Annotated in this window: 13 protein-coding genes and 1 tRNA gene; 13 read left to right on the plus strand and 1 reads right to left on the minus strand. The window is 59.8% G+C overall.

The genetic code is table 11. The features are described 5' to 3' along the window. Nucleotides 1–10: 10 nt before the first annotated feature. Nucleotides 11–1234, plus strand: coding sequence for an MFS transporter (locus ASB65_RS11870; RefSeq protein ID WP_003502229.1), 1224 nt, complete (start codon nt 11–13; stop codon nt 1232–1234). A gap of 218 nt (nt 1235–1452) precedes the next feature. Continuing rightward, entirely contained in the window at nt 1453–3591 is a 2139-nt protein-coding gene (locus tag ASB65_RS11875; RefSeq protein ID WP_060724065.1) for a sodium-translocating pyrophosphatase, read from the plus strand. A 75-nt stretch (nt 3592–3666) separates the two neighbouring features. On the opposite strand, the gene ASB65_RS11880 is transcribed toward ASB65_RS11875, so the two are convergent. Continuing rightward, entirely contained in the window at nt 3667–4197 is a 531-nt protein-coding gene (locus tag ASB65_RS11880; protein ID WP_003502231.1) for an outer membrane protein assembly factor BamE, read from the minus strand. Between the two features lie 270 nt (nt 4198–4467). Between ASB65_RS11880 and ASB65_RS11885 the strand changes: the two genes are divergently transcribed. The 11 genes from ASB65_RS11885 (at nt 4468) to cueR (ending at nt 14482) form a co-directional block, all read left to right on the plus strand. After that, entirely contained in the window at nt 4468–5007 is a 540-nt protein-coding gene (locus ASB65_RS11885) for a ubiquinol-cytochrome C chaperone family protein (RefSeq protein ID WP_060724066.1), read from the plus strand. A gap of 8 nt (nt 5008–5015) precedes the next feature. After that, nucleotides 5016–5579 carry a YceD family protein gene (locus ASB65_RS11890; protein ID WP_003502233.1) on the plus strand — a complete coding sequence of 188 codons (564 nt, stop codon included), beginning with the start codon at nt 5016–5018 and terminating at the stop codon, nt 5577–5579. A 101-nt stretch (nt 5580–5680) separates the two neighbouring features. After that, complete coding sequence (gene plsX / locus ASB65_RS11895; protein ID WP_026363445.1) at nt 5681–6742, plus strand: phosphate acyltransferase PlsX; 1062 nt, start codon at nt 5681–5683, stop codon at nt 6740–6742. Nucleotides 6743–6746: 4 nt separating this feature from the next. Then, entirely contained in the window at nt 6747–7718 is a 972-nt protein-coding gene (locus ASB65_RS11900) for a beta-ketoacyl-ACP synthase III (RefSeq protein ID WP_003502235.1), read from the plus strand. A 244-nt stretch (nt 7719–7962) separates the two neighbouring features. Continuing rightward, nucleotides 7963–8301 carry an integration host factor subunit alpha gene (locus ASB65_RS11905; RefSeq protein ID WP_003502236.1) on the plus strand — a complete coding sequence of 113 codons (339 nt, stop codon included), beginning with the start codon at nt 7963–7965 and terminating at the stop codon, nt 8299–8301. Between the two features lie 274 nt (nt 8302–8575). Then, nucleotides 8576–9109 (plus strand): MerR family transcriptional regulator, encoded by a 534-nt coding sequence (locus ASB65_RS11910; protein WP_060724067.1) that lies wholly within the window; start codon nt 8576–8578, stop codon nt 9107–9109. Between the two features lie 163 nt (nt 9110–9272). Continuing rightward, nucleotides 9273–10001 (plus strand): thermonuclease family protein, encoded by a 729-nt coding sequence (locus tag ASB65_RS11915; RefSeq protein WP_060724068.1) that lies wholly within the window; start codon nt 9273–9275, stop codon nt 9999–10001. A 135-nt stretch (nt 10002–10136) separates the two neighbouring features. Next, nucleotides 10137–10222, plus strand: a tRNA-Leu gene (locus ASB65_RS11920). 232 nt (nt 10223–10454) lie between these two features. Then, nucleotides 10455–12959, plus strand: a complete 2505-nt coding sequence (locus ASB65_RS11925) for a heavy metal translocating P-type ATPase (protein ID WP_060724069.1) — start codon at nt 10455–10457, stop codon at nt 12957–12959. A gap of 12 nt (nt 12960–12971) precedes the next feature. Next, nucleotides 12972–13982 carry a 2Fe-2S iron-sulfur cluster-binding protein gene (locus ASB65_RS11930; RefSeq protein WP_060724070.1) on the plus strand — a complete coding sequence of 337 codons (1011 nt, stop codon included), beginning with the start codon at nt 12972–12974 and terminating at the stop codon, nt 13980–13982. A gap of 11 nt (nt 13983–13993) precedes the next feature. Continuing rightward, nucleotides 13994–14482, plus strand: coding sequence for a Cu(I)-responsive transcriptional regulator (gene cueR, locus ASB65_RS11935; protein ID WP_003502249.1), 489 nt, complete (start codon nt 13994–13996; stop codon nt 14480–14482). The last annotated feature ends 30 nt before the right edge of the window (nt 14483–14512 follow it).

Raw genomic sequence — 14512 nt, forward strand, 5'->3', positions numbered from 1 at the left:
TGAGGAAGAGATGAGCGCAGTTTCCGTCCCCGGACTTGAAGTTCAACTGGACGAGGCGAAGCGCAACGTCTTCCTTCTCACCATGGCGCAGGCGATCATGGGATCGGCCGCGCCCTTGAGCTTTTCGGTCGGCGCGCTTGCCGGTTATCAGCTGCTCGGTGCGGACAAGTCACTGGCGACCGCGCCGCTCACCGGCTTTAATATCGGTGTCGCGCTCGGCGCGATCTGCGTGGCGGCCGCCTCCCGCTTTCTTGGCCGCAAGGCAGGCTTCATGGTCGGCGCGCTGATGTGCTCCATCGGCGGCGGCATTGCTGCGGTGGCGCTCTTCCGGTCGGATTTCTGGCTGTTTGCCGTCGGCCTGCTGCTGATTGGCATTTCCGGCGGTTTCACGCAGAAAATCCGCTTCGCCGCAGCCGATGCTTCGCCATCCTTCTACAAGCCGAAGGCGATCTCCTGGATTCTGGCTGGCGGCATTATTTCCGCCATCGTCGGGCCGCAACTCGCCATCTTCGGCAAGGATTTGCTTGCGCCGGTTACCTTTGCCGGCGCTTTTCTGGCCCTCGTTCCGCTCGGCCTCGTTTCGATTGCCATTCTGGCGTTTCTGAAATTGCCCGACCCCAAGGCTGCCACCGCCCATGTCGAATCGGTAAGGCCGCTTTCGGAGATTGTCCGCACGCAGCGTTTCGTCACCGGCATGATCTGCGGTATCGGCTCTTATGCGTTGATGACCTTCATGATGACGGGCGCACCGCTTGCCATGGTGATCGGCTGCGGTTTCCCGACCGAACTCGCCACGCTCGGCATCCAGTGGCATGTGCTGGCCATGTTCGGCCCGAGCTTCTTCACCGGCATGCTGATTTCCCGATTCGGTGCGGAAAAAATCGTTGCGTCCGGCCTCATCGTGCTGATGGCCTGCGCCATTGTCGCCCATATGGGCATAGAGCTGTGGAATTTCTGGGCGGCGCTCATTCTGCTTGGCCTCGGCTGGAATTTCGGTTTCATCGGTGCAACCGCCATCATCACGTCAAGCTACCGCCCGCATGAGGCGGACAAGGTGCAGGGCTTCCATGATATCGTGCTCTTCGGCACGGTGGCGTTGTCGTCCTTCTCTTCCGGCAAGGTGTTTACGGCCTGGGGCTGGTCGGTGATGAACCTCGTCATCTGGCCGGTTGCCGGGCTTTGCCTCCTGCTCGTCCTGTCGCTCATCCTCACGAAGCAAAAAAAAGCCGCCTGAGTTCTGCGCTGCTCTCTACGCCTTTCAAGTTTCAGGCAAATTTGTGGGCTTGACGCGGCACCTTGCGCCAACGCAATCTCCGCTCCGAGGACATTTTTCCTTGGGAGGGGAACAAATGCCCAAGACGGGATTTGGGACAGGCCGTCCGCATCTCCCTGCACAAGGTTTCGCCGCGCCGGGGAGGGAGTGAGACCCGGCCTTTTGGGAGGTAAGTGCGCATGACCGTAATACCCATAGTAATTTTATGTGGGATCCTGTCCGTGGTTTACGCGGTGTGGACGACCAAGAGCGTTCTCGATGCCGATCAGGGCAACGAGCGTATGCGTGAAATAGCAGGTTTTATCCGTGAAGGTGCGCAGGCTTATCTCACCCGTCAATATCTCACCATCGCCGTCGTCGGATTGATCGTCGCTGTTCTTGCCTGGTATCTGCTATCGGCCATGGCGGCCATCGGCTTCCTCATCGGCGCGGTGCTTTCGGGCGCGGCCGGTTTCGTCGGCATGCATGTGTCGGTGCGCGCCAATCTGCGCACCGCGCAGGCGGCGTCCCACAGCCTTTCCGCCGGTCTCGATATCGCCTTCAAGTCGGGCGCCATCACCGGCATGCTGGTCGCAGGTCTCGCGCTGCTCGGCGTCTCCATCTATTATTACATCCTGACCTCGGTGATGGGCCATCCGGCCGGATCGCGTGAAGTGATCGATGCGCTGGTGTCCCTCGGTTTCGGCGCATCGCTGATTTCCATCTTCGCCCGTCTCGGCGGCGGCATCTTCACCAAGGGTGCGGATGTCGGCGGCGATCTCGTAGGCAAGGTCGAGGCCGGCATTCCCGAGGACGACCCGCGCAACCCGGCAACGATCGCCGACAATGTCGGCGACAACGTCGGCGACTGCGCCGGCATGGCGGCAGACCTCTTCGAGACCTATGCCGTCTCTGTCGTCGCGACCATGGTTCTTGCCGCAATCTTTTTTGCGGGAACGCCGATACTGGAAAGCGCCATGGTCTATCCGCTGGCGATTTGCGGCGCGTGTATCCTGACCTCGATTGCCGGCACCTTCTTCGTCAAGCTCGGCACTAACAATTCCATCATGGGCGCGCTCTACAAAGGGCTCATCGCCACCGGTGTGTTCTCAGTTGCCGGTCTTGCGGTCGCTACTCATGGAACGGTTGGCTGGGGAGTGGTGGGCACGGTGGCCGGAATGGAGATCACCGGCACCAACCTCTTTTTCTGCGGATTGGTCGGCCTCGTCGTGACGGCGCTGATTGTCGTCATCACCGAATATTATACCGGCACCAACAAGCGCCCGGTCAATTCCATCGCGCAGGCATCGGTCACCGGTCACGGTACCAACGTCATTCAGGGCCTTGCGGTCTCGCTGGAATCGACGGCGCTGCCGGCTCTCGTCATCGTTGGCGGCATTATCGGAACCTATCAGTTGGCCGGCCTGTTCGGCACGGGCATCGCGGTCACCGCCATGCTTGGTCTCGCGGGCATGATCGTGGCGCTCGACGCCTTCGGCCCGGTGACTGATAATGCCGGTGGTATCGCTGAAATGGCCGGTCTCGATCCTGACGTGCGCAAGGCGACGGATGCGCTGGATGCCGTCGGCAACACCACCAAGGCCGTCACCAAGGGTTACGCCATCGGTTCGGCCGGTCTCGGCGCGCTGGTGCTGTTTGCGGCCTATTCCAACGACCTGTCCTATTTCGCCGCCAATGGCGATACTTATCCCTACTTCAAGGATATAGGCGAGATTTCCTTCAGCCTCGCCAACCCTTATGTGGTTGCCGGCCTGCTGTTCGGCGGCCTCATCCCCTATCTCTTCGGCGGCATCGCCATGACGGCGGTGGGCAAGGCGGCAAGCTCGATTGTCGAGGAAGTGCGCCGCCAGTTCCGCGAAAAACCGGGCATCATGGCTGGGACGGAAAAGCCTGATTATGGCAGGGCCGTGGACCTGCTGACACGCGCGGCGATCAAGGAAATGGTCATCCCGTCGCTCCTGCCGGTTCTGGCGCCGCTCGTCGTTTATTTCGGCGTGCTGCTGATTTCGGGCTCCAAGGCGTCGGCCTTCGCGGCACTTGGCGCATCGCTGCTCGGCGTCATCATCAACGGCCTCTTCGTGGCGATTTCCATGACCTCAGGTGGCGGTGCATGGGACAACGCCAAAAAGAGCTTCGAGGACGGTTTCATCGACAAGGATGGCGTGCGCCACGTCAAGGGTTCGGACGCCCACAAGGCGTCTGTGACCGGTGACACGGTCGGCGACCCCTACAAGGACCCCGCCGGTCCCGCCGTCAACCCGGCGATCAAGATCACCAATATCGTGGCGCTGCTGCTGCTTGCTGTTCTTGCCCACTGAGAGCTAAGGTTCCGACAAATGAAAAAGGCCCGGGGAGCGATCCCCGGGCCTTTGATTTTTCCGTTCCTGCCGAGGTCAGGGGGTGTTGTTGCCCTGACCGAGAATGCTCTTGGCGATGTTCGCGCCGGAGGTGCCGCCGGAGAGCAGCTGCTGCAGGAAGGTGAGGTCCTTGCCGCCGGTCGGCGTGGTGCGCGAAATCGTGTCGAAGACCTTGCCGTCCTGCAGCGTGTAGTTGGCCTTGCGCTCGATGACGCCGTCCTTGTTGAAATAGATCGCAAGAATGTTCTGTTCGACCAGCGCCGGCTTCATGAAGGCCGCGCGGCGCACGCGCTTCTGCGAGATGTAATAGAAAACCTCGTTGCCGAAGGTCGCCGTCGTGGAGGGCGTGCCCATGGTCAGCAGAACCTGCTCACGGCTGGAACCCTCAGGGATCAGCTGGAGCGACTGCTCGTCCATGACATAGCCGTTATGGAACACATCGGTTGTGCTGCTGCAGGCGGAAAGCAGGCCGGATGCGAGCACGATTGCGATGGCGGTCTTGCTCAGAATTTTGCCGTGACTTGCGGATTTCTGCTTGCTCAACTGCTTTTCCCCGACTGCGATCATGAATGGCACCTTCCGGCATTGCGTGGTGCACAGTGTCTGTGCACATGATTGTGTCAATCCGGGGACGGAAAATCCCGATCACCCCCCAAATTCAATGCTTTCCCGGCCTTTTGGAACTCCTCCGGTTCTCTTCGACTGTTTCAGCCCAAAGACGAACGTGACCGTGACAGCATTGCAATTCGTGGATGCTTCGGTAAACCAGCTTTGACAATCATGCAACAAGTGCGATGGGCGGTAAGCGAATTCACCCGTCCGGTTCGGAAAAAAAAGATGATATTCGGGCTGTTCAAGAAGAAAAACAACAATCGCGCCATAGTTGACCGGCAATATGCGACCTTGACGGCTGCCGCCCGCACGCCCGGATTTTATCTTGACCTCGGTGTGCCCGACACGGTCATGGGCCGTTTCGAGATGCTCTCGGCGATCATGATTCTCTATTTCCGCCGCACCAAATCATCAGGTGTCAGCGGGCAGGAAATCGCCCAGGAGATCGTCGACGCCTTTTTTCAAGATATCGATCATTCCATCCGTGAGCTGGGAATCGGTGACCAGGGCGTGCCGAAACGCATGAAGAAATTCGCCGGTATGTTTTATGGGCGGCTCGAATCCTACGCGGCGGCGCTGGATGCTTCCGACCGCCCCGCTCTTGCCGCAGCGCTCCGGCGCAATATATATCCGCAGGTAGACGACAAGGCCCCTGATATGGAGGGGTTGGCGGGCTGGATGATGGAAGCATCCGCAGCCCTTGCCGCCCAGTCCGAAGAGACAATAGCAACCGGAAGCCTGACGCTGCCCTTGCCTTTACGATGAGGTTCACGATGAACGCGCGACACGCCGCAAATGACGACCTGCCTTTTTCCTATCCCGTAAAGGTAGGCCATATTTCCGCCAATCCCGTCAGGATTGGTCTCGAAGCCAGTGCCGAGGAACTGAAGGCGCTGGCGAAATTCTGGGATGTGGTTTCCGTCGAATATCTGAAGGCGGAGCTGCAGGTTTCCCGCTGGAAGAAGGATGGCGTGAAGATCAAGGGTGAGGTGCATGCGGCTGTGACCCAATCCTGCATCGTCACGCTGGAGCCGGTCTCGAGCAAGATCGACGAGACGGTGGAACAGATTTTCGTTCCGGAAGGATCGAAACTGGCGCGGATGGTGACCAATGAGGAAGGCGAGATCGTGCTCGATCCTGATGGCCCCGATATTCCCGACCAGTTCACCGGCGACAGCATTGATGTCGGCGCCGTGGTTGCCGAATTTGCCGCGCTTGCGATTGATCCTTATCCGCGCAAAGCGGATGCGGAATTTGCCGAAGCGGCTGAAAAAGAGCCCGAAGAAGAAAAGCGCCCATCGCCCTTTGCCGTGCTGAAAGATTGGAAAAAAGACTGAATGGCCCAGCCGGGCTGAAATAATTTTATTGTAACAAGAGCCGGAAAAGGTATTTTCGCGCAAAATCCGCTTGATTGGCGGCAAGTAAGGATAAGGGACGAGTGATCAGAATTGCAATTGACGTCATGGGTGGCGATTTCGGCCCAGATGTTGCCATACCCGGTGCCGCCAAGGCGCTTGAACGGCACAACGATGTAACTTTTCTGCTCTACGGGCAGAAGAGCAAATGCGACCCCATTCTGGCACAATATCCCGCACTTCGGGAAAAGTCGGTCTTTCACGATTGTGAAGTCTCGGTCAGCATGGACGAGAAACCGAGCCAGGCGCTGCGCCGTGGCCGCTATGTTTCCAGCATGTGGCGCGCCATCGAGGCGGTGAAGCTCGGCGAGGCGGATGTCGCCGTTTCCGCCGGCAATACCGGCGCGCTGATGGCCATGGCCAAATTCTGTTTGCGCACCATGGCGCGGGTGGAACGACCGGCGATTGCCGGCATCTGGCCGACGCTGAAGGGCGAAAGCATCGTGCTCGACATCGGTGCGACGATCGGCGCCGATTCCCAGCAGCTTCTGGATTTTGCCCTGATGGGCGGCGCCATGGCGCGCGCGCTTTTCGATATCGACCGCCCTACCGTCGGCCTGCTCAATGTCGGTGTCGAGGAAGTCAAGGGCCAGGAAGAGGTACGTGAGGCCGGACGGCTTATCCGTGAGGCCGATCTCGGCACCATCGACTATCGCGGTTTCGTCGAAGGCGATGATATCGGCAAGGGTACGGTGGATGTGGTGGTGACGGAAGGTTTCACCGGCAACATTGCGCTCAAAGCCGCAGAAGGCACGGCGCGCCAGATCACCACGCTTCTGCGTGAGGCGATCTCACGCAGCTTCTTCGCCAAGATCGGTTATGTCCTGGCGAAAAGCGCCTTTGATGTGCTTCGGGAAAAAATGGACCCGCGCAAGGTCAATGGCGGCGTGTTTCTGGGCCTGAACGGCATTGTCATCAAGAGCCACGGGGGTACGGACGCCGTTGGTTTTGCGTCGGCTGTCGATGTCGGTTACGACATGGTTCACAACGGCCTGACGGCCAAGATTGAAAATGATCTGAAGATTTACCACGCAAGACGGCTTCCGCCCCCGGCGCCCGAAGCTCTCGTGGCTGACGAGGAATAAGGGAATGATCCGCTCTATAGTTCGTGGTTTCGGGGCAGCGCTTCCGAAGCGTGTCATGACCAACAGCGAAATCGAAGGTGTCGTCGAGACATCAGACGAATGGATCGTGCAGCGCACGGGCATCAAGCAGCGCTATATCGCCGGCGAAGGTGAAACCACCGCGTCCCTCGGCGAAGCTGCTGCGCGTGCCGCGCTCGACAATGCCGGCCTGACACCTGATGATATCGACCTCATCATTCTGGCCACCTCGACCCCTGATAACACTTTTCCGGCAACGGCGGTGAACATCCAGAACCGTCTTGGCATGACCCACGGCTTCGCCTTCGACATGCAGGCCGTCTGTTCCGGCTTCGTTTATGCCGTATCGACCGCCGACCTCTATATTCGCGGCGGCATGGCCAAGCGCGTCCTGGTGATCGGTTCCGAAACCTTCTCGCGCATTCTCGACTGGAAGGACCGCACCACCTGCGTTCTCTTCGGCGATGGCGCCGGCGCGCTGATTCTTGAAGCCGGCGAAGGCGAGGGTACCTCCGCCGATCGCGGCGTTCTGACCGCGCAGCTGCGTTCCGACGGTTCGCACAAGGAAAAGCTCTATGTCGATGGCGGACCTTCCACGACAGGTACCGTTGGTCATCTGCGCATGGAAGGCCGGGAAGTGTTCAAGCACGCCGTCGGCATGATCACCGACGTGATCGAACAGGCCTTTGAGGCGACGGGCACGACGTCTGATGACCTCGACTGGCTGGTTCCGCACCAGGCCAACAAGCGCATCATCGACGGATCGGCGAAGAAGCTTAACATCGACCCGGAAAAGGTCGTCATCACCGTCGATCAGCACGGCAATACCTCGGCCGCCTCCATTCCGCTGGCGCTTGCCGTTGCGGCCGGCGACGGACGCATCAAGAAGGGCGATCTTGTCATGCTGGAGGCCATGGGCGGCGGCTTCACCTGGGGTGCGGTGCTGCTGCGCTGGTAAGGGCGTGATTTGCGCGTTTGCCGGGGCGCCGGGGCGAAATCGGTTGTGATTTTCGCGCTCACGCCCCGGTCAGAAGCGCCCGGGCGACCCGAGCCTGTGTCAAAACCGTATCAGTCAGTCTAAGCCCTTGCACTGATTGCCGAAAGCCTCAAATGAATCTGGAACAATCCCTTGACCGGTCGCCACAAGGGAAATAATCTCGGCGGCTCCTAGAGAAAAATTCAGACACGGTTTGTGGGGAAAAATGGCCGGGAAGACAGTGACACGCGCAGATCTTGCAGAATCTGTGTTTCGTAAAGTCGGGCTGTCCCGCACCGAATCCGCCGAACTGGTCGAAACGATCATCGACGAGATTTGCAACGCGATCACCCGCGGCGAGGTCGTCAAGCTTTCGTCCTTCGCAACTTTCCAGATCAGGGAAAAGAACGAGCGCATCGGCCGCAACCCGAAAACGGGTGAGGAAGTTCCGATTTCGCCGCGCCGCGTCATGACCTTCAAGGCCTCCAATGTGCTGAAGCAGCGCATTTTGAAGGCCCATACGGCCCGCAAGGCCAAGCAGAAGGGCCAGAAGGCGGGGGCGTAATCCCTCACTCAAGGTCGCAGCGACACGCCTTTTTTGCCATATCGCAAGCCCTTTTCCCCATTCTTCTTGTGAACATACTTGAATTTCAACGTGCAAGCCGTTGAAATCCGGTCGACTCACATCATAATCAATTTTAGTGATTTGTATCTCGCCGCAACGGCGTCGGCGCGGGGTCGTAACCGACTTAGCGTGGTGTTTGACCGGCGGGTGAAAAGCGTTCTCGTTCAGTGTCCGGCCGGATGCATGTTGCTCCGGTTCGGATGGGGGTGGAAATTTGGATAAAAGCCCCGACGCGTTTCGGACGATCAGTGAAGTGGCGGATGGGCTGAACCTGCCGCAGCATGTGCTGCGTTTCTGGGAAACGCGCTTTCCGCAGATCAAGCCGATGAAACGGGGCGGGGGCCGCCGTTATTACCGCCCTGACGATATCGATCTTCTGAAGGGCATCCGTCACCTTCTTTATGACCATGGCTACACCATCAAGGGCGTGCAGAAGCTCCTGAAAGCCAATGGTAACCGCTTCGTGGCGGCAATCGCCTCCGGTGATCTCGCGACCATGGAAGCCATCATGGCGGCGAGCGGGGAAAAGGAAGTCGCGGAGCCGCGTGTCATCGATACCGATGGGGACGAGGTCGTCGGCCGTCCGAAGGCCAAGCCGAGCGGCCGGTTTTTCGGCTTCGGCGGCGGCAACAGCGATGCCGAAATATCGGTCGGCAAGTCGAGCATCGGCAAGGACGATCAGGCGCTTTTGCAGGAAGCCCTGTTCGATCTCCTCGAGTGCAAACGCCTGCTCGATCAGGTTCGCTGACAATTTATCCACAGGTCTTTTAAGCGTTTCCCATCCGGGAATTCGAGAAAACAAAGAGTTAGAGCGTTTTCCCGTTTCTCTGAAAAACGAAAACGATCGCGAATGCCAACTTTTCGGAAACTCCTTTCGCCGATAATGCGGCTCCGTTGAAAGGAGTCCGATCGTGAGCAACCGAAAACCGACAGCACGACGCCGCACGGCGAAGAAATCGAGCGGCGGCAGCGTTTGGCCATGGGTGTTGATGCTGGGCGTCGTTGCCGGCGGCATTCAGGCTTACGAACATCGAGACAGCCTTCTGCCGCAGCGCCATGTTGCGAAGGCGACATCCTCAGCCACGAATTCCCCGAAAGTCGCGACAACCGCCAAGCGCGATGCGGTCACCACCGAGAAAGTCGCATCCATCCGCCCCGCATCGCCGGCTCTGCCCGGCAATGGACCGGTGCCGCCGCGCCCGATCGCCATGCCATCCGTCTCGCAGCCGAGCCAGGTTGCAGCTATCCTGCCGGAAACGCGTCCTTCGGTCGAAAAAATCTCGCTCGGTGAAAAAAGCGGCGCCTTTGCCTTCTGCGGCCGTTCGGGCCTCAATAATTGCGTGGCCGATGGCAACACCTTCTGGATGAAGGGCGTGAAGACGCAGCTCGCCGGCATCGAGGTTCCGCAGATCGACCGGGCGCGCTGCATGGAAGAGCGCCAGCGCGGTTTCGTTGCAAAGGTCAGGCTTCGCGACATGCTGAATGCCGGCGCCTTCGATGTGACCTCTTCCGGGACTGCGGGCGGGCAAGCCACGGAACGCAAACGGCTTTCGCGTTCGGGCGTCTCCTTCGCCGATCAACTCGTGCGAGAAGGGCTCGCCCATCCGGTATCGGCAAAAAATCAGTCCTGGTGTGGCTAAGGCCCAATTGACCGAAACGGTCCGGCCTGTGTAGATGAGGCTCAGTCGCGTTTGGGATCGAGGCCTCGTGCCGGACACCCGAAGGATGACGACTTTTTGCAGCGACTTGACCGCAATGGTGCAAGGCGCGGCAATGCGGACGTGGCGAAATCGGTAGACGCAGCAGACTTAAAATCTGCCGACCATTGGTCTTGCGGGTTCAAGTCCCGCCGTCCGCACCACCTTCACTCACAAACAAAGTGCGCCCCTGCAGCGCAGATGCGGCAAGGATAGATTGCCAATTCGCGTTGATATTCAGGCGTTGGTTGCTTTTGTTCCTAGTGGTGCGCCCAAAAAATAATCCTGCTCAAGCAAGCGGCATATTTCTTCGAAAATCACCCAAAAGAACCTATTGACCTTGCCACGATGGGAAGCCCTATTTTTTTTTAACACAAGAAAAGAGGGGTCGTACGCATGTCACAAATGGAGATCCGGGCGAGTCACCAGATTGCGATCGATGGCATGACATGCGCCTCCTGTGTCGGCCGCGTGGAAAAGGCGATTGCCAAGGTGCCGGGCGTTCTGAAGGCCTCGGTCAATCTCGCGACGGAACGCGCTGATATCTCCTTTTCCGGATCGCCCGACGTGCCGGCCGTGATCGCGGCGGTCCGGAATGCTGGGTATGGCGTCGAAGAAAGAACCATCGAACTCGATATCGAGGGTATGACCTGCGCCTCCTGCGTCGGTCGTGTTGAAAAGGCGCTGAAGGCTGTTTCCGGTGTTTCCGATGCGACCGTCAATCTGGCGACCGAGCGTGCCACCATCCGCGTTGCCGGCAATGCCGCCTCTGCAGCCACCCTGGCGGAGGCAATCAAGCGGGCAGGCTATACGGCGAGCGAAATCATCGCCGACAAAGCCGGTGATGTGGAGCAGGATAGACGCGCTATGGAATTGCGCGGCCTGAAAATCAGCCTTGCCGTGGCCGCTGCGCTGACGTTGCCAGTCTTCGTGCTGGAGATGGGCTCGCATCTGGTGCCCGCCCTCCATGATTTTGTGATGGAAACGGTCGGCATGCAGGAAAGCTGGTATCTGCAATTTGTGCTGACGACACTGGTCCTGTTCGGGCCCGGCCTGCGCTTCTTTAAAAAGGGCATACCCGCACTGCTAAGGCTGGCGCCGGACATGAATTCGCTCGTCGTACTGGGCACCGCCGCCGCCTGGGGATTTTCGGTGGTGGCAACCTTCCTGCCCGAAATCCTGCCGCGTGGCACGGCCAATGTCTATTATGAGGCGGCGGCGGTTATCGTCACGCTCATCCTTCTCGGCCGATTCCTCGAAGCGCGCGCCAAAGGCCGCACCAGCGAGGCGATAAAGCGCCTCGTCGGCCTGCAGGCGAAGTCCGCCCGCGTGCTGCGCGATGGTGAAACCGTCGATGTGCCGTTGCAGGATGTGCGCACCGGCGATGTGATCGTCGTTCGCCCCGGCGAGAAAGTGCCGGTCGATGGGCTGGTTCTCAGCGGTTCTTCTTATGTCGATGAATCGATGATCACTGGCGAGCCGGTCCCGGTCACCAAGGCGGCGGGTTCCGAGGTTGTCGGCGGCACGGTGAACCGCAATGGCTCCTTCACCTTCCGTGCAACCAAGGTGGGTGCCGATACGCTGATCGCCCAGATCATCCGCATGGTGGAGGAGGCGCAGGCCGACAAGCTGCCCATTCAGGCGCTGGTCGACAAGGTCACCAACTGGTTCGTGCCGGCTGTCATGCTGGCCGCACTCGCCACTTTCACCGTCTGGTTCATCTTTGGGCCTGATCCGGCCTTGACCTTCGCGCTCGTCAACGCGGTTGCGGTTCTCATCATCGCCTGTCCCTGCGCCATGGGCCTTGCCACGCCGACCTCGATCATGGTCGGCACCGGCCGCGCCGCCGAGATGGGCGTGCTGTTCCGCCGCGGCGATGCGCTTCAGACGCTGCGCGATGCCGACGTGATTGCCGTTGACAAGACCGGCACCCTGACGCTCGGCAAGCCGAAGCTGGTGCATTTCACCACGACGCAGGGCTTCGATGCGGATGAGGTGCTTCGCCTCGTCGCCTCGCTGGAGAACCATTCCGAACATCCGATTGCGGAGGCGATCGTCGAGGCGGCGAAACATGGCGGCCTGACGCTTGCCAATGCGGAAGGCTTCGAGGCGACCCCCGGTTTTGGTGTTGCAGCCATGGTTGACGGCCGCAGGGTCGAAGCGGGCGCAGACCGGTTCATGATCAAGCTCGGTTATGACGTCGCGATGTTTGCCGATGATGCCGAAAGGCTGGGCAGGGAAGGGCAGTCGCCGCTTTATGCCGCCGTCGATGGCAGGCTGGCCGCGATCATCGCCGTTGCCGATCCGATCAAGCAGACGACCCCGGAGGCGATTGCGGCGCTGCATGCGCTGGGCCTCAAGGTCACGATGATCACCGGTGACAATCGCCGCACTGCCGAAGCTATAGCCCGCCGTCTCGGTATTGATGAGGTGGTGGCGGAAGTGCTGCCCGACGGCAAGGTCGAGGCCGTCAAAAGGCTTGCTGCCGGCGGGCGACGTGTCGCCTTTGTCGGGGATGGGATCAATGATGCACCGGCGCTTGCTGCGGCCGATGTCGGGCTTGCCATCGGCACGGGTACGGATGTCGCGATTGAAAGTGCCGATGTGGTCTTGATGTCTGGCGATCTGCGCGGCGTTGCCAACGCCATCGCGCTCTCCAAGGCGACCATCCGCAATATCGGCCAGAATCTGTTCTGGGCCTTCGCTTACAACGCTGCACTCGTTCCGGTGGCGGCTGGAATATTGTATCCTGTCAACGGCGTTCTGCTGTCGCCTGTCCTTGCTGCCGGAGCCATGGCGCTTTCCAGCGTCTTCGTATTGACGAACGCGCTGCGCCTGAAAAGCTTCCGTGCACCGCTGGTGGACAGACCGGCGGGCATGCAGCTCGCAGCGGCCGAATAGGAGGCGGATGTGATGACGCCTGGCAACACAATCTATCTGCCGCAGATCGGGCGCAGCATCATGGCGGCGCAGGGTGAAACCGTGCTTCAGGCCGCGTTGGCCGCTGGCGTCACCTATCCGCATGGCTGTCGCATGGGCCGCTGCGGGGCCTGCAAATCGCATCTCATTTCCGGCAAGATCGATCTTCTCAAGCATACGCCCTTCTCCTTGACCGAAGAGGAAAAGGCGGATGGTCTGACGCTCGCCTGCCGGGCCGTGCCGTTAAGCGACATGACGATCAGCTGGCTCGATGGGGCGGATGAGATCGCCGATATTCCGACCGGCCGCTTTGAGGGCGTGGTGGCGGAAGTGGTGGATGCGACACACGATATCAAGCTCATCCGTATCCGGCTCGACGAGCGCGGGCAGTTTGCCTTCAAGCCCGGACAATATGTGCGCCTGCTTTATGCGGACTGTTCGCCGCGTGATTATTCCATCGCCAGCCGGGTGGATGAGGAACTGATCGAATTTCACATCCGGCACGTTCCCGGCGGCATGACGAGCGGCCGCATCTTTTCGCTCGCCAGGGCGGGTGATCCCGTGACGATCGTGGGGCCTTTCGGTTCTTCGTTCCTGCGGGAAAAACATTGTGGGCCCATCCTCGGCATTGCCGGCGGGTCGGGGGTTGCCCCCGGCAAGGCGGGTGTCGAGGCGGCCCTTGCAACGGGCCGTGAACGCCCGGTTCATGTCTATTTCGGCGCGCGCGCTCAGCGTGATCTCTATATGCTCGACCGCTTCGGAGATCTTGCCGCGCGGCATGGCAATCTGAGCTTCGTTCCGGTTCTCTCGCATGAAGACCATGCCGATATCAGGTGCGGTTATGTCGGTGCGGCGGTGGCGGATGATTTCGACGATCTCGATGGCTGGAAAGCCTATATTGCCGGACCACCGGCCATGATCGAGGCGACGGTGCCGCAGCTTCTGGCGCGCGGCATGCGCACCGCCGACATTCATGCAGACGTGTTTTTCACCCCGGAAAGATAGGAGCAGGATCGATGAACATTGGCACAGCCGCCACCGCCTCCGGTGTTTCTGCAAAGATGATCAGGCATTACGAAATGATCGGCCTGATCAAATCGGCAAACCGCACGGATTCCGGATACCGGGTCTATACGGCCAATGATCTGGAAACCCTGCGCTTCATCCGCCGCGGACGCGATCTCGGTTTTTCCATCGAAAAGATCAGGCAGCTCATGACCCTGTGGCGCGATCCGGGTGGCGCCTCCTGTGATGTCAAACGCATCGTCATGGAACATGTCGTCGATCTGGAAGCGAAGATGCACACGCTTCGGGAGATGGCAGACACGCTTCGAAACCTTGCAACCTATTGCCCCGACAATGGTGAGCCGGAGTGCCCGATCATTCAGGATCTGGCCCATTCCGAAAATGTCGATTTTGCACCGGTGGCTGTCGTGCCCAAACGGTCCGGCATGCTGAAGGGTACGTCCGGGCCGGTGATGGATTTACATCGCCTGGCGAAATAAGCGGCTTTTCCCTTTGGGGGCGAGCGTCGA

Source organism: Agrobacterium tumefaciens str. B6, assembly GCF_001541315.1.
In the GTDB taxonomy this organism is placed as follows: Bacteria; Pseudomonadota; Alphaproteobacteria; order Rhizobiales; family Rhizobiaceae; genus Agrobacterium; species Agrobacterium radiobacter.